At 54.9% G+C, this 13957-nt stretch carries 18 protein-coding genes; 14 read left to right on the top strand and 4 right to left on the bottom strand.

The genetic code is table 11. The annotated features are described in order from the left end of the window. Position 1: 1 nt before the first annotated feature. Entirely contained in the window at positions 2-733 is a 732-nt protein-coding gene (gene yjfP, locus B3X29_RS10780) for an esterase (protein ID WP_103177976.1), read from the top strand. Here yjfP and ulaR read toward each other — a convergent pair. Together ulaR and ulaG are read right to left on the bottom strand one after the other, a co-directional pair. Beyond that, positions 730-1485 carry an HTH-type transcriptional regulator UlaR gene (gene ulaR / locus B3X29_RS10775; RefSeq protein WP_103177977.1) on the bottom strand — a complete coding sequence of 252 codons (756 nt, stop codon included), beginning with the start codon at positions 1483-1485 and terminating at the stop codon, positions 730-732. The two genes, yjfP and ulaR, sit on opposite strands and share 4 nt — an antisense overlap. A gap of 108 nt (positions 1486-1593) precedes the next feature. Further along, positions 1594-2658: an L-ascorbate 6-phosphate lactonase gene (ulaG, locus tag B3X29_RS10770; protein WP_159340441.1), complete on the bottom strand. Its 1065-nt coding sequence runs from the start codon at positions 2656-2658 to the stop codon at positions 1594-1596. A 354-nt stretch (positions 2659-3012) separates the two neighbouring features. Between ulaG and ulaA the strand changes: the two genes are divergently transcribed. Genes ulaA through B3X29_RS10740 form a run of 6 tightly spaced genes read left to right on the top strand, consistent with a single transcriptional unit; the run spans position 3013 to position 7422 of the window. After that, positions 3013-4413, top strand: coding sequence for a PTS ascorbate transporter subunit IIC (ulaA, locus tag B3X29_RS10765; protein WP_103177979.1), 1401 nt, complete (start codon positions 3013-3015; stop codon positions 4411-4413). Positions 4414-4425: 12 nt separating this feature from the next. Then, positions 4426-4731, top strand: a complete 306-nt coding sequence (ulaB, locus tag B3X29_RS10760; protein ID WP_103177980.1) for a PTS ascorbate transporter subunit IIB — start codon at positions 4426-4428, stop codon at positions 4729-4731. Between the two features lie 10 nt (positions 4732-4741). After that, a complete protein-coding gene (gene ulaC, locus B3X29_RS10755; RefSeq protein WP_159340442.1) occupies positions 4742-5209 on the top strand; it encodes a PTS ascorbate transporter subunit IIA in 468 nt (155 codons plus the stop codon). Positions 5210-5222: 13 nt separating this feature from the next. Continuing rightward, entirely contained in the window at positions 5223-5873 is a 651-nt protein-coding gene (locus B3X29_RS10750; RefSeq protein WP_103177982.1) for a 3-keto-L-gulonate-6-phosphate decarboxylase UlaD, read from the top strand. A gap of 9 nt (positions 5874-5882) precedes the next feature. After that, positions 5883-6749 carry an L-ribulose-5-phosphate 3-epimerase gene (locus tag B3X29_RS10745; RefSeq protein WP_159340443.1) on the top strand — a complete coding sequence of 289 codons (867 nt, stop codon included), beginning with the start codon at positions 5883-5885 and terminating at the stop codon, positions 6747-6749. Beyond that, positions 6736-7422 carry an L-ribulose-5-phosphate 4-epimerase gene (locus tag B3X29_RS10740; protein WP_103177984.1) on the top strand — a complete coding sequence of 229 codons (687 nt, stop codon included), beginning with the start codon at positions 6736-6738 and terminating at the stop codon, positions 7420-7422. Before B3X29_RS10745 ends, B3X29_RS10740 begins: the two co-directional genes overlap by 14 nt. 85 nt (positions 7423-7507) lie before the next feature. Here the strand turns inward: B3X29_RS10740 and yjfY are convergent, their stop codons facing one another. Beyond that, on the bottom strand, positions 7508-7783 hold the full coding sequence (gene yjfY / locus B3X29_RS10735; protein WP_103177985.1) for a DUF1471 family protein YjfY: 276 nt from the start codon (positions 7781-7783) through the stop codon (positions 7508-7510). A gap of 344 nt (positions 7784-8127) precedes the next feature. Between yjfY and rpsF the strand changes: the two genes are divergently transcribed. From rpsF to B3X29_RS10710, 5 genes are all read left to right on the top strand, one after another. After that, positions 8128-8523 (top strand): 30S ribosomal protein S6, encoded by a 396-nt coding sequence (rpsF, locus tag B3X29_RS10730; protein WP_103177986.1) that lies wholly within the window; start codon positions 8128-8130, stop codon positions 8521-8523. A 6-nt stretch (positions 8524-8529) separates the two neighbouring features. Further along, positions 8530-8844 carry a primosomal replication protein N gene (gene priB / locus B3X29_RS10725; protein WP_103177987.1) on the top strand — a complete coding sequence of 105 codons (315 nt, stop codon included), beginning with the start codon at positions 8530-8532 and terminating at the stop codon, positions 8842-8844. 4 nt (positions 8845-8848) lie between these two features. Next, a complete protein-coding gene (rpsR, locus tag B3X29_RS10720; RefSeq protein WP_000135199.1) occupies positions 8849-9076 on the top strand; it encodes a 30S ribosomal protein S18 in 228 nt (75 codons plus the stop codon). A gap of 41 nt (positions 9077-9117) precedes the next feature. Beyond that, positions 9118-9567, top strand: a complete 450-nt coding sequence (rplI, locus tag B3X29_RS10715) for a 50S ribosomal protein L9 (RefSeq protein WP_103177988.1) — start codon at positions 9118-9120, stop codon at positions 9565-9567. Positions 9568-9720: 153 nt separating this feature from the next. Further along, the gene (locus B3X29_RS10710; protein ID WP_159340444.1) at positions 9721-10662 is read left to right on the top strand and encodes a DMT family transporter; all 942 of its coding nucleotides are present in this window, start codon (positions 9721-9723) and stop codon (positions 10660-10662) included. A gap of 23 nt (positions 10663-10685) precedes the next feature. Here the strand turns inward: B3X29_RS10710 and B3X29_RS10705 are convergent, their stop codons facing one another. Continuing rightward, the gene (locus B3X29_RS10705) at positions 10686-11327 is read right to left on the bottom strand and encodes an OapA family protein (RefSeq protein ID WP_103177990.1); all 642 of its coding nucleotides are present in this window, start codon (positions 11325-11327) and stop codon (positions 10686-10688) included. A 231-nt stretch (positions 11328-11558) separates the two neighbouring features. On the opposite strand from B3X29_RS10705, the gene fklB reads away from it, so the two are divergent. Both fklB and cycA read left to right on the top strand, forming a co-directional pair. Further along, positions 11559-12179: an FKBP-type peptidyl-prolyl cis-trans isomerase gene (gene fklB, locus B3X29_RS10700; protein ID WP_168191996.1), complete on the top strand. Its 621-nt coding sequence runs from the start codon at positions 11559-11561 to the stop codon at positions 12177-12179. Positions 12180-12487: 308 nt separating this feature from the next. Next, a complete protein-coding gene (gene cycA / locus B3X29_RS10695) occupies positions 12488-13897 on the top strand; it encodes a D-serine/D-alanine/glycine transporter (RefSeq protein ID WP_103177992.1) in 1410 nt (469 codons plus the stop codon). Positions 13898-13957: the final 60 nt, after the last annotated feature.

Here is a 13957-nt window from a genome sequence, read left to right as displayed (position 1 = left end):
AATGATTGAACTTGAAGTACGGCAGCTTGGCGACCATGAGATTGTACATGCTGTTCCGGCAGGAAAAGGGGCTAAACCGCTTCCGGTTGTTATTTTTTATCATGGTTTTACCTCATCAAAACTGGTCTACAGCTATTTTGCGGTGGCGCTGGCGCAGGCAGGTTTTCGGGTGGTAATGCCGGATGCCCCCGATCACGGGGCCCGTTTTAGCGGTGATGAGCAAGCCCGCCTGGGACAGTTCTGGCCGATCCTGCATGGCAACCTCACCGAGTTTGCCCCGCTGCGGGATGCGCTATATCAGGCCGGGCTGGTGGCCGATGAACGGCTCGCGGTGGCCGGGGCTTCAATGGGGGGAATGACCGCGCTGGGCATTATGGCGCGCTATCCGGAGGTCAAATGTGTGGCAAGCCTGATGGGCTCGGGCTACTTTACCTCGCTGGCCCGCACGCTGTTTCCGCCGCAGCAACCCGGGTCATTCGCGTCGATGGTCGCACCGCTTGCTGACTGGGAGGTAACGACCGCGCTACCGCGTCTGGCTGACCGCCCGCTGCTGCTGTGGCACGGTGAGGAGGATGATGTGGTGCCCGCCGGGGAGACGTTCCGCCTGCAACAGGCGTTGCAGCAGGAAGGGCTGGATAAAAATCTGACCTGTCTGTGGGAGGCGGGAGTCAAACACCGTATTACGCCGGGTGCGCTCGACGCCACGGTCGCGTTTTTCCGCCAGCACCTTTAAACGCGCAGGATCTTCACACCCTGATCTTCCAGTTTCTGGAGGATCTGTGGATTAGCGTTTTTACCCGTGATCACCATGTCTATCTGCTCGGCACGGCTGAAGAGCATGCCCGCACGTTCCCCAACCTTGCTGCTGTCGACCAGGACCACCAGCTTGCCGACCACGTTCAGCATCTTCTGCTCCGCCATCGCCGTCAGCATGTCGGTTTTATACAGCCCTTCGGCGGTGAGCCCCTTGCCGCTGGTAAACATCCAGTGGCCGGCATAGAGCGTGTTCTCGCTGTCCTGCGGGCTTAGGGTGATGGACTGGCTCTTGTTGTACTGCCCGCCCATGATCACCACGCTTTCGTGCTCCTGGTCGATCAGGTAGTTGGCCAGCGGCAGGTAGTTGGTGATGATCTGCACCGGTTTGCCGCACATCTCACGACCCAACAGAAAGGCGGTGGAACCGCAGTTGATCACCACGCTTTCGCCAGGATTAACCAGCTGGGAGGCGGCTCTGGCAATACGCACTTTCTCGTCGTGGTTCTGCGCCTGATGGATATTCATCGGCGACCAGCGTGGGCGCTGCTGGCTGATCCCTTCCGCGCCGTTACGCACCTTTTTCAGCTTGCCGCTCTCATCAAGTTTGTTGATATCCCGGCGTGCCGTGGCGGGAGAAACGCCCAGCCGGGCAATCACCTGCTCAACGGTAACAAACCCCGTTTGCGCCAGGAGTTCCAGTAAGATTTGATGACGTTGTGCTTCTGTCATGAGCTATTCCGAAATAAATTGATTTTAAAAGATGATATTTGAAATAGCCTGAAATTACTAAGCAAAAGTTGGAATCGCCAGGCACAGCGCCTGGCGATGAGGGGACAATTACAGGAAAGATTTGAACGGCAGATCCGGCTCAATGGTAAAGCAGTCGTCAAAGCCGCGCGGGTAGTGATATTCGAAATTATCTTTATCCAGCGGCCAGGTAAACTTGCCGCCCACCTGCCAGATAAAGGGCTTAAAGCCATATTTCAGACGATCTTTTTTCATCTCCCACAGCACGCGGATCTCCTGCGGATCGGCCTGGAAGTTTGACCAGATATCATGGTGGAACGGGATCACCACCCGGGTATTCAACGCTTCAGCCATGCGCAGAATGTCAGCGCTGGTCATCTTATCGGTGATGCCGCGCGGGTTTTCGCCATAGGAGCCCAGCGCCACGTCGATATGGTGCTCGTTACCGTGTTTGGCATAGTAGTTGGAGTAGTGTGAGTCACCGCTGTGGTACAGCGTACCGCCCGGGGTTTTGAACAGGTAGTTTACCGCACGTAGGTCCATGCCGTCCGGTAACACACCCGCGGCCTTCTGATCGGCTGGCAGAGTAATCAGCGCTGTACGGTCAAACGCGTCGAGGGCATGAATTTCAATGTCTTTGATTTTCACCACATCGCCCGGTTTCACCACAATGCAGCGCTCTTTTGGCACGCCCCAACCGATCCACAAATCGACGCAGGTCTGCGGTCCAATGAAAGGCACGTCATCTGCGCAGTTCTGCATGACTGCCGCCGCGACGTTAACGTCGATATGATCGTTGTGATCGTGGGTCGAGAGGACGGCATCTATCTGACGAATCGCAAAGGGATCAAGGACAAATGGTGTGGTACGCAGGTTTGGCTGCAGCTTCTCGACGCCCGCCATACGCTGCATCTGATGGCCTTTTTTCATCAGTGGGTTGCCGTGGCTCTGTTTGCCGGTGCCGCACCAGAAATCGACGCAAACATTAGCCCCGCCCTGAGATTTCAGCCAGATGCCGGTACAACCCAGCCACCACATTGCAAATGTGCCCGGCGCGACCTGCTCCTGCTCGATCTCCTCATTCAGCCAGCTTCCCCATTCCGGGAAGGTGCTGAGGATCCATGATTCGCGGGTAATAGTGTTCACTTTACTCATAGTCAGACTCCCTCTCTATCACAAGTAATCATTTGATGACATGTTTTGATTGATATTGTCACCAATGAATCAGCATTGCAATGGTGTTCTGCGAGCGTTACGCCAATATAAAGCTGCTCTGATTAAAAATAATATACGTGATTTTTATGCTTTTTATTATATAACTTATTGAAATAAATGATTTTTATTGGTGTTTTGCAGATGCAGATAAAGACATTGCACTTAGGGTGGAAATAATTTGCGTGATACGTCACAAATAATCAAATTCAATCTTGTCGTGATTATTTGTGATTACTAGAGTGGGGGCCTGTTGTACGAACACCAGGCATCGTATTGCCTTTACCGGAGAGTGTTATGGAGATCCTCTACAGCGTCTTTACCGTCTTTTTTAATCAGGTCATGACCAACGCCCCGTTGCTGTTGGGTATCGTGACGTGCCTGGGTTATATCCTGCTGCGTAAAAGCGTGAGCGTGATAATCAAAGGCACCATTAAAACCATCATCGGTTTTATGCTGCTTCAGGCGGGTTCAGGCATTTTAACCAGCACCTTTAAACCCGTTGTTGCCAAAATGTCGGAAGTCTATGGCATCAACGGCGCCATATCAGACACCTACGCCTCAATGATGGCCACTATCGAACGTATGGGAGATGCCTATAGCTGGGTAGGGTACGCCGTCCTGCTCGCACTGGCGCTGAACATCATTTACGTTCTGCTGCGTCGGATTACCGGCATCCGCACCATCATGCTCACCGGCCACATCATGTTCCAGCAGGCTGGATTGATTGCGGTTTCCCTCTATATCTTCGGCTACCCGATGTGGACCACCATTATCTGCACGGCGATCCTGGTCTCGCTCTATTGGGGCATCACCTCCAATATGATGTACAAGCCGACGCAGGAAGTGACCGACGGCTGCGGTTTCTCTATCGGCCACCAACAGCAGTTTGCCTCATGGATTGCCTATAAAGTCGCCCCCTATCTGGGGAAAAAAGAGGAGAGTGTTGAAGATCTGAAGCTGCCCGGCTGGCTGAATATCTTCCACGACAATATCGTCTCTACTGCCATCGTGATGACCATTTTCTTCGGTGCGATCCTGCTCTCATTCGGTATTGATACGGTGCAGGCGATGGCCGGTAAAACGCACTGGTCTATCTATATCCTGCAAACCGGCTTCTCCTTCGCGGTAGCGATTTTCATCATCACCCAGGGCGTGCGCATGTTCGTGGCCGAACTGTCTGAGGCCTTCAACGGTATTTCTCAACGCCTGATCCCTGGCGCCGTACTGGCAATTGACTGCGCGGCGATCTATAGCTTCGCGCCGAACGCCGTCGTCTGGGGCTTTATGTGGGGCACCATCGGCCAGCTGATTGCGGTGGGCATCCTGGTGGGCTGCGGCTCCTCCATCCTGATCATTCCTGGCTTTATCCCGATGTTCTTCTCCAACGCCACTATCGGCGTGTTCGCTAACCACTTTGGCGGCTGGCGCGCGGCGCTCAAGATCTGCCTGGTAATGGGCATGGTTGAAATCTTCGGCTGCGTGTGGGCGGTCAAACTGACCGGTATGAGCGCCTGGATGGGCATGGCGGACTGGTCGATTCTGGCACCGCCGATGATGCAGGGCTTCGCCTCTGTCGGCCTTGCCTTTATGGGCGTCATCATTCTGATTGCACTGGCGTATATGTTCTTCGCCGGCCGTACGCTGCGGGCGGAAGAAGATGCGGAAAAACAAACAGCAGAAGTTTCTGCTCACTAAGGAGTTTTGATTATGACCGTACGTATCCTGGCTGTGTGTGGCAATGGGCAAGGGAGCTCCATGATCATGAAGATGAAAGTGGACCAGTTTTTAACCCAGTCAAACATTGACCACACGGTAAACAGCTGCGCGGTGGGTGAATACAAAAGTGAACTGAACGGCGCGGACATCATCATCGCTTCTACCCACATCGCCGGTGAGATTAGCGTCGCAGGCAATAAATACGTGGTAGGGGTGCGCAACATGCTGTCGCCTGCGGACTTCGGCCCAAAATTGCTGGAAGTGATCAAAGCGCACTTTCCGCAAGATGTGAAGTAAGGAGAGGCATATGAAACTACGTGATTCGCTGGCGGAGAATAACTCCATCCTTCTCCAGGCCGAAGCCAGCACCTGGCAGGAGGCGGTAAAGCTGGGCGTTGATCTGCTGGTTAAGGCGGATGTCGTTGAGCCGCGCTATTACCAGGCCATTCTTGATGGCGTTGAGCAGTTCGGGCCCTATTTTGTGATTGCGCCAGGGCTGGCGATGCCGCATGGCCGCCCGGAAGAGGGGGTCAAAAAAACCGGTTTCGCCCTGGTCACCCTGAAAACGCCGCTGGTGTTTAACCACGAAGATAACGATCCGGTAGACATCCTGATCACCATGGCGGCCGTTGATGCCAATACTCACCAGGAGGTGGGCATTATGCAGATCGTCAACCTGTTTGAAGATGAAGCCAATTTTGACCGTTTACGCGCCTGCCGTACCGCGCAGGACGTGCTGGATTTAATCGACAATGCCACTGCGGCGGCAGCTTAAAAGGGAGTTGAACATGTCATTACCAATGTTGCAGGTTGCGCTGGATAACCAGACTCTGGCCCACGCTTACGAAACCACGCGTCTGATTGCGGAAGAGGTGGACATTATCGAAGTGGGCACCATTCTGTGCGTAGGGGAGGGGGTCCGTGCCGTCCGCGATCTGAAAGCCCTCTATCCGCATAAGATTGTGCTGGCCGACGCCAAAATTGCCGATGCGGGCAAAATCCTGTCGCGGATGTGTTTCGAAGCCAATGCCGACTGGGTGACGGTCATCTGCTGTGCAGATATCAACACCGCGAAAGGCGCGCTGGAGGTCGCGAAGGAATTTAACGGTGACGTGCAGATCGAACTCACGGGCTTCTGGACCTGGGAGCAGGCAGAAGCGTGGCGCGCTGCAGGTATTCAGCAGGTGGTCTATCACCGCAGCCGCGATGCGCAGGCTGCGGGGGTTGCGTGGGGCGAGGCGGATATCAGCGCCGTTAAGCGTCTGGCGGATATGGGCTTTAAGGTTACGGTGACGGGCGGGCTGGCGCTGGAGGATTTGCCGCTGTTTGCCGGTATTCCAATCCACGTCTTTATCGCCGGTCGCAGCATTCGCGATGCCGCCTCGCCGGTGGAAGCGGCGCGTCAGTTTAAACGTTCCATCGCCCAGCTGTGGGGATAAGGAGCGGTTATGTTAAGCAAACAGGTTCCGCTTGGCATCTATGAGAAGGCGCTCCCCACCGGGGAGTGCTGGCTTGAGCGGCTGCAGCTGGCGAAACGGCTGGGATTCGATTTCGTTGAAATATCGGTGGATGAGACGGATGCGCGCCTCTCCCGTCTCGACTGGAGCCGCGAGCAGCGTCTGGCGCTGGTGGACGCTGTCGCCGAAACCGGCGTAAGAGTTCCCTCGATGTGCCTGAGCGCCCACCGTCGTTTCCCGCTCGGCAGTGAAGATGACGCGGTGCGGGCGCAGGGCCTTGAGATCATGCGTAAAGCGATTCGCTTTGCGCAGGACGTCGGGATCCGCGTAATCCAGCTTGCCGGTTATGACGTTTACTATCAGGAAGCCAATGATGAGACGCGTCGTCGTTTCCGTGATGGCCTGAAAGAGAGCGTTGAAATGGCCAGCCGCGCGCAGGTCACCCTGGCGATGGAGATCATGGATTATCCGTTGATGAACTCCATCAGCAAGGCATTGGGTTATGCCCATTACCTGAATAATCCGTGGTTCCAGCTCTATCCCGACATCGGCAATCTCTCTGCGTGGGATAACGACGTGCAGATGGAGCTACAGGCCGGCATTGGGCATATCGTGGCGGTACATGTGAAGGATACCCGCCCCGGCGTCTTCAAAAACGTACCGTTTGGCAGCGGAGTCGTCGATTTTGAACGCTGTTTCCAGACGTTAAAACAGAGTGGCTATTGTGGGCCTTACCTGATCGAGATGTGGAGTGAAACGTCGGACGATCCCGAGCGCGACGTGGCGCAGGCGCGCGACTGGATACTTGAACGTATGGCGCGAGCCGGGCTTGGGGAGGAAGATCATGCAGCAGCTTAAACAGCAGGTGTTTGAGGCAAACATGGATTTGCCGCGCTACGGTCTGGTGACCTTTACCTGGGGAAATGTCAGCGCGATTGACCGTCAGCGCGGGCTGGTGGCGATCAAACCCAGCGGAGTGGCCTACGAGACCATGCGCGTGGATGACATGGTGGTGGTGGATCTCAGCGGCAATGTGGTGGAGGGGCAATGGCGACCCTCATCTGATACCGCGACCCACCTGGCGCTCTATCGGCGTTATCCCTCCCTTGGCGGGATAGTGCATACCCACTCGACCCATGCGACCGCCTGGGCGCAGGCAGGGCTGGCGATCCCCGCGCTCGGCACCACCCATGCAGACTACTTCTTTGGCGATATCCCCTGCACGCGCGCGCTCACCGAAGAGGAGGTGCTCGGCGAGTACGAACTCAATACCGGCAAGGTGATCATTGAAACGCTGGGTGACGGCGAACCGCTGCACAGGCCGGGGATTGTGGTCTTTCAGCATGGCCCTTTTGCCTGGGGAAGTGATGCTCACGACGCCGTACACAATGCCGTGGTAATGGAAGAGGTGGCGAAAATGGCGTGGATAGCGCGAGGAATTAATCCACACCTGAAGCCTGTCGACAGCTATCTGATGAACAAACACTTTATGCGCAAGCATGGTGAAAATGCTTATTACGGGCAGAAATGAAAGTAAAAAAAGCCCCCGGGCAGGGGGCTAATGAGACTATGACAATTTTTTCGTTGTTGGCTTTCCTGGTGCTAGCGTCAAAGCGTTACCGATAGATATCTGCGCTGACGTGCATATTGCCGTTGCTGCCCGGTTCACGGGTGAGCATGACGTGATAGTAGCGGGCATCCCGCGCATCGGCTTCTGCATTAATGGCTTCAGTCGCTTCACTTTCCGTGGCGAAGTTATGGTTGATATAAATGACGCCCAGACTTTGCACATCATCCATATTTCTGGCCTGTCGGCCATCAACCTGAATGGCTGCTGTCGCGTTTGCACAAAGCAAAAGCGCAGCCAGAACGGCAAGGGTGATTTTTTTCATGATATGCGCTCCACGACTCACTACGGTGCGACGATATTCACGGCTGTCTTTTGTCCAGAGACAGGGTCTGATTAAAGTGTAAGCACGATTCTTACAGGCTATGGCGACCATTTCTGATGCAGTTGTTCAAAAAATCGCCGCGATCGGCCGTGAGTAATGGTAAATCACCCACTTAGACCCGCTTTGCGCTTTGTGCGAATTATTTGCGCAATCAGCTTGAGTTTCGGGGGGCGCGCAAGTATTATGACGCGTCAATTTTTCAGCCGACCTTTAACACGTTCCTTGCCTCCCCGGGCCTCGGCTGACCCAGACAGGAGGCTGAATAATCCGTAAGGAGCAATTCGATGCGTCATTACGAAATCGTTTTTATGGTCCATCCTGACCAGAGCGAACAGGTTCCGGGTATGATCGAGCGCTACACTGGTGCAATCACTGCAGCAGAAGGCACGATCCACCGTCTGGAAGACTGGGGCCGTCGTCAGCTGGCTTATCCGATCAACAAACTGCACAAAGCTCACTACGTTCTGATGAACGTTGAAGCTCCGCAGGAAGCGATCGATGAGCTGGAAACTAACTTCCGCTTCAACGATGCCGTTATCCGCAGCATGGTTATGCGTACCAAAAACGCAGTGACCGAAGCATCTCCGATGGTTAAAGCGAAAGACGAGCGCCGTGAGCGTCGCGATGATTTCGCAAACGAAACCGCAGATGATTCTGATGCTGGGGATTCTGAAGAGTAATTTCTGATGACCAACCGTCTGGTGTTGTCCGGTACCGTGTGCAGGACCCCACTTCGCAAGGTCAGCCCATCAGGAATTCCTCACTGCCAGTTCGTGCTTGAGCATCGTTCAGTGCAGGAGGAAGCCGGGTTTAACCGGCAGGCGTGGTGCCAAATGCCCGTTATTATTAGCGGTCACGAAAACCAGGCCATTACTCACAGTATAACGGTCGGTAGCGCAGTAACGGTTCAGGGGTTCATCTCTTGCCACAAGGCAAAGAACGGCCTGAGCAAACTTGTTCTGCATGCCGAGCAGATTGATTTGATAGATTCTGGAGACTAGCCAAATGGCACGTTATTTCCGTCGTCGCAAGTTCTGCCGTTTCACCGCGGAAGGCGTTCAAGAGATCGACTATAAAGATATCGCAACGCTGAAAAACTACATCACCGAAAGCGGTAAGATTGTCCCAAGCCGTATCACCGGTACTCGTGCAAAATACCAGCGTCAGCTGGCTCGCGCTATCAAACGCGCTCGCTACCTGTCTCTGCTGCCGTACACTGATCGTCATCAGTAATCGGGCACGGTCCATTAATACGACTTTAAGAGGATAAGGTAATGCAAGTTATTCTGCTTGATAAAGTAGCAAACCTGGGCAGCCTGGGTGATCAGGTAAACGTTAAAGCGGGCTACGCTCGTAACTTCCTGGTTCCACAGGGTAAAGCTGTTCCTGCTACCAAGAAAAACGTAGAGTTTTTCGAAGCACGTCGTGCTGAACTGGAAGCCAAACTGGCTGACGTTCTGGCGGCTGCTAACGCTCGCGCTGAGAAAATCAACGCACTGGGCACCGTTACCATCGCGTCTAAATCTGGCGACGAAGGTAAACTGTTCGGTTCCATCGGTACTCGCGACATCGCTGACGCTGTAACTGCAGCTGGCGTTGACGTTGCTAAGAGCGAAGTTCGTCTGCCGAACGGCGTTCTGCGTACCACCGGTGAGCACGAAGTGGACTTCCAGGTTCACAGCGAAGTCTTCGCGAAACTGGTTGTTAACGTTGTTGCTGAGTAAGTAATTACTCTTCACCACGTCGAAGCGCCGGCCTTGTGCCGGCGTTTTGCTTTTTAACGGCTCCTGTTACCTTCTTTGTGACTTGTATGGTGGCTATTCCTTGCGCATTCCCTGATAATAAAATGAAACGCTATTTTATCTTTGGGATTTGTCATGGATACCGCTCTGCCTGCACCGCTTTTCTCCCGTAAAAACATCGTGTTCGCCAGCGCTACGCTGTGCTGTCTGCTATGGGGTAGCTCCTATCCCGCGATCAAGAGTGGCTACGAACTCTTTCATATCGCCACCAACGACATTCCATCAAAAGTGGTCTTTGCGGGTTATCGCTTTGTTTTTGCTGGCCTGCTATTGCTGCTGCTCGCTTTGGCCCAGCGCAAGCCGATTGGTCGGCTCAGCCCGCGCCAGTTCGGGCAACTGACGATACTGGGCCTGACGCAGACGACGATCCAGTACACGTTCTTTTATATCGGTCTGGCATACACAACGGGCGCCAAAGGGTCGATCATGAACGCGACCGCCACCTTCTTCAGCGTCATGCTGGCGCACTTTATCTATCAGAACGACAGGATCAGCTACAACAAAGCCCTCGGTTGTATCCTCGGGTTTGCCGGGGTGATGATCGTGAACTTTAACAGCGGTTTGCAGGACTTCCACTTCGTCTGGAACGGGGATGGTTTTGTGGTGCTGGCGGCGTTTATCCTCTCTGCCGCCACGCTGTACGGCAAACGCATCTCGCAGACGGTGGATCCGATGGTGATGACCGGCTGGCAGCTGGCGATAGGTGGGGTGATGCTGGTGGCAGGCGGCTATATCACCGGCGGAACGCTGGCCGTTCCCAGCGTCAAAGCGGCGGCCATCCTGGGCTACCTGACTCTGCTCTCCTCGGTGGCGTTTGCACTGTGGAGTTTGCTGCTGAAACACAACCGCGTCAGTATGATCGCCCCGTTCAACTTCTTAGTGCCGGTGGCCGGAACCGTCCTCTCGGCCATTTTCCTCGGTGAAAATATCCTGGAGATCAAATATGTCGTGGCGCTGGTGCTGGTCTGCTCTGGGATCTGGTGGGTGAATAAAGTCAGTGGAAAAGAGGCCCGGTAAGCGTTACGCCACCGGGCGAAGCGCTATCTGGCGCGGATGAAGCTGCCGTCAGACTGACGGGTAAACAGCACCTGCTGGCCGTTGCCGCTGTCAATGGTCAGCCCTGTCACCACGCCGCTCGCATTCTGGCGAATCTGCACCATCTGGCCGTTTTGCAGGTTACTCAGCGGCTTGCCTGGTCCCTCAACCTGCGCCATGGCATAGACGTCGGTCGGCGGCAGGTTGTGATCGCGGAACAGCTGCGCCATCGTTTTGCCCGACTCTACACGGTAGGAACGCCACTGCTGTTCAATACCGGGAGGGGATTGCTGGGATTGCACCGGCGCGGCGACCTGCTCCTGGGGCTGCTCTTCCTGAATCGGCTCCGGCTCAACAGGCGCGACCTGGCCGGGATCGTTAGAGGGTGACACCAGCTGCGTTTGCATCGGCTGTGAATCTGGCTGCGGCTGCGTCTGCGAACGGAAATCCAGTTCGGCATCACGACGCACGGGCGCTGTGGCGCTGTCGTCCGCGCCGCCTGGCAGCAGAAAACCGACAATGACCATCAGCGCACCGATAATAATGCCTCTGCGGTGCAGCGGCGGCAGCGGGTCCATGATGCGAAAGTTATCTGGCGCATGCCAGATTTTCGTCAGGGTAGGTTTTAGTTCAAATGGCCCGGGCATGGCTCTCCTCCTGCTCCGCGTCTTTTTTCCTGTCCCGAGAAGTATAGTTTGCTAACTGCCTGATGAGCGTAACAAAGCCAGCTTCCGTGACACGCATTCGGGAAAAATCCAGATAGCCTCTATTGTTTCCGTTTCGTCGTAATTTGTCATCTTTCCATAAGACAAAGTTTTACCGGATGGAAGGTGGCTGTTATGCTGCCCGCTACTTTAAATGTGATGGAAGGAAATCCCATGACCACCCCGACTTTTGACACAATCGAAGCGCAGGCAAGCTACGGCATTGGTTTGCAGGTAGGACAGCAGCTGAGCGAATCAGGTCTGCAGGGTCTGTTACCTGAAGCGCTGGTGGCGGGTATCGCCGATGCGCTGGAAGGTAAACAACCAGCGGTTCCGGTAGATGTGGTTCACCGCGCGCTGCGTGAAATCCACGAACGTGCAGACGCTGTGCGTCGCGCCCGTTTCGAAGAGATGGCTGCGGCAGGCGAGAAATTCCTTGAAGAGAACCGTGAGCGTGAAGGCGTGAACAGCACCGAAACCGGTCTGCAGTTCCGCGTTATCACCCAGGGTGAAGGTCCAATCCCGGCGCGTACCGACCACGTTCGCGTGCACTACACCGGTAAACTGATTGACGGCACCGTGTTCGACAGCTCTGTTGCCCGCGGCGAACCGGCAGAATTCCCGGTAAACGGCGTGATCCCAGGCTGGATCGAAGCCCTGACCCTGATGCCGGTGGGTTCTAAATGGGAGCTGACTATCCCACAGAACCTGGCCTACGGCGAGCGTGGCGCTGGCGCCTCTATTCCGCCATTCAGCACCCTGGTCTTTGAAGTTGAGCTGCTGGAAATCCTGTAAGCGGCCTCTCCTCTTCCTCTCCCCGGCAGGGGAGGGGAAATTAGTTAAAAAACCTATAGTTACGCCCCAATCAACAGATTATCTTGCAAAAGGTCACAGTAAGTGTATTTTTGTGAGCTGTTTTGCGTGGCTTAAGTGATATGTCACTCAATTTCAACATATTGTTAACATAATATTTAAATCAAAGTATTCATCCCGCCGATTCTTACCTAATATCGATGTGTCCTTAACCGGGGCATCGCTTTTCGACGTAATAAAGGGCCAGAAGAGCCTAAACAACACAGGCAGTAACAACAGGAAAACATCACATGGTAGATCAGGTAAAAGTCGTTGCCGACGAAGAGGCACCGTCTGAACAATCGCTACGGCGAAATCTCACAAACCGTCATATTCAGCTTATCGCCATCGGCGGCGCTATCGGTACCGGGCTGTTTATGGGGTCAGGCAAAACCATCAGTCTTGCCGGGCCGTCGATCATTTTTGTCTATATGATCATCGGCTTTATGCTCTTTTTCGTGATGCGGGCAATGGGCGAGCTGCTGCTCTCGAATCTCGAATACAAATCCTTTAGCGACTTTGCCTCCGACCTTCTCGGGCCGTGGGCGGGCTATTTCACCGGCTGGACCTACTGGTTCTGCTGGGTGGTGACCGGAATGGCCGACGTCGTCGCCATTACGGCTTACGCGCAGTTCTGGTTCCCGGGACTGTCGGACTGGGTGGCCTCGCTGGCGGTCATCATTCTGCTGCTGAGCCTTAACCTCGCCACCGTAAAAATGTTCGGTGAGATGGAATTCTGGTTCGCGATGATCAAAATCGTCGCCATTGTCGGCCTGATTGTGGTCGGCCTGGTGATGATCATGACCCACTTTACCTCCCCGAGCGGCGTGCAGGCCTCGTTCACCCATCTGTGGAACGACGGGGGCTGGTTCCCGAAAGGGCTGAGCGGATTCTTTGCCGGCTTCCAGATTGCGGTCTTCGCCTTTGTGGGGATTGAGCTGGTGGGAACCACTGCCGCAGAAACCAAAGATCCTGAGAAGTCTCTGCCGCGGGCGATTAACTCCATTCCCGTGCGTATCATCATGTTCTATGTCTTCGCGCTAATCGTCATTATGTCGGTCACGCCGTGGAGCTCCGTGGTACCCAGCAAGAGCCCGTTCGTTGAGCTGTTTGTGCTGGTCGGTTTACCGGCGGCGGCAAGCCTGATTAACTTCGTGGTGCTGACCTCCGCGGCCTCTTCGGCTAACAGCGGCGTCTTCTCCACCAGCCGTATGCTGTTTGGTCTGGCGCAGGAAGGGGTGGCCCCGAGTGCGTTCGCCAAGCTCTCTAAACGTGCGGTACCGGCGAAAGGGCTGACCTTCTCCTGTATCTGTCTGCTGGGCGGCGTGGTGATGCTCTACGTGAACCCAAGCGTGATTGGCGCGTTCACCATGATCACCACGGTTTCAGCGATCCTGTTCATGTTCGTCTGGACCATCATCCTCTGCTCGTACCTGGTGTACCGCAAACAGCGTCCGCACCTGCATGAAAAATCCATCTATAAGATGCCGTGGGGCAAGCTGATGTGCTGGGTCTGCATGGCGTTCTTCGTGTTTGTGCTGGTACTGCTGACCCTGGAAGAGGATACCCGTCAGGCGCTGATGGTCACGCCGCTGTGGTTTATCGCGCTGGGGCTGGGCTGGCTGTTTATCGGTAAGAAGCGGATGGCTGGCATGCGTTAATTGTGTTGTGCCGGGTGGCGGCTGCGCCTTACCCGGCCTACGGTTCGTTGCTTTTGTAAG

The organism is Leclercia sp. UBA5076, from assembly GCF_002416465.1.
Classification (GTDB): domain Bacteria; phylum Pseudomonadota; class Gammaproteobacteria; order Enterobacterales; family Enterobacteriaceae; genus Enterobacter.
This window is presented reverse-complemented; position numbering and strand designations above follow the sequence as displayed.

Coding starts and splice junctions, on each gene's coding strand:
- yjfP (WP_103177976.1), top strand. CDS start 2: ATGATTGAACTTGAAGTACGGCAGCTTGGCGACCATGAGATTGTACAT.
- ulaR (WP_103177977.1), bottom strand. CDS start 1,485: ATGACAGAAGCACAACGTCATCAAATCTTACTGGAACTCCTGGCGCAA.
- ulaG (WP_159340441.1), bottom strand. CDS start 2,658: ATGAGTAAAGTGAACACTATTACCCGCGAATCATGGATCCTCAGCACC.
- ulaA (WP_103177979.1), top strand. CDS start 3,013: ATGGAGATCCTCTACAGCGTCTTTACCGTCTTTTTTAATCAGGTCATG.
- ulaB (WP_103177980.1), top strand. CDS start 4,426: ATGACCGTACGTATCCTGGCTGTGTGTGGCAATGGGCAAGGGAGCTCC.
- ulaC (WP_159340442.1), top strand. CDS start 4,742: ATGAAACTACGTGATTCGCTGGCGGAGAATAACTCCATCCTTCTCCAG.
- B3X29_RS10750 (WP_103177982.1), top strand. CDS start 5,223: ATGTCATTACCAATGTTGCAGGTTGCGCTGGATAACCAGACTCTGGCC.
- B3X29_RS10745 (WP_159340443.1), top strand. CDS start 5,883: ATGTTAAGCAAACAGGTTCCGCTTGGCATCTATGAGAAGGCGCTCCCC.
- B3X29_RS10740 (WP_103177984.1), top strand. CDS start 6,736: ATGCAGCAGCTTAAACAGCAGGTGTTTGAGGCAAACATGGATTTGCCG.
- yjfY (WP_103177985.1), bottom strand. CDS start 7,783: ATGAAAAAAATCACCCTTGCCGTTCTGGCTGCGCTTTTGCTTTGTGCA.
- rpsF (WP_103177986.1), top strand. CDS start 8,128: ATGCGTCATTACGAAATCGTTTTTATGGTCCATCCTGACCAGAGCGAA.
- priB (WP_103177987.1), top strand. CDS start 8,530: ATGACCAACCGTCTGGTGTTGTCCGGTACCGTGTGCAGGACCCCACTT.
- rpsR (WP_000135199.1), top strand. CDS start 8,849: ATGGCACGTTATTTCCGTCGTCGCAAGTTCTGCCGTTTCACCGCGGAA.
- rplI (WP_103177988.1), top strand. CDS start 9,118: ATGCAAGTTATTCTGCTTGATAAAGTAGCAAACCTGGGCAGCCTGGGT.
- B3X29_RS10710 (WP_159340444.1), top strand. CDS start 9,721: ATGGATACCGCTCTGCCTGCACCGCTTTTCTCCCGTAAAAACATCGTG.
- B3X29_RS10705 (WP_103177990.1), bottom strand. CDS start 11,327: ATGCCCGGGCCATTTGAACTAAAACCTACCCTGACGAAAATCTGGCAT.
- fklB (WP_168191996.1), top strand. CDS start 11,559: ATGACCACCCCGACTTTTGACACAATCGAAGCGCAGGCAAGCTACGGC.
- cycA (WP_103177992.1), top strand. CDS start 12,488: ATGGTAGATCAGGTAAAAGTCGTTGCCGACGAAGAGGCACCGTCTGAA.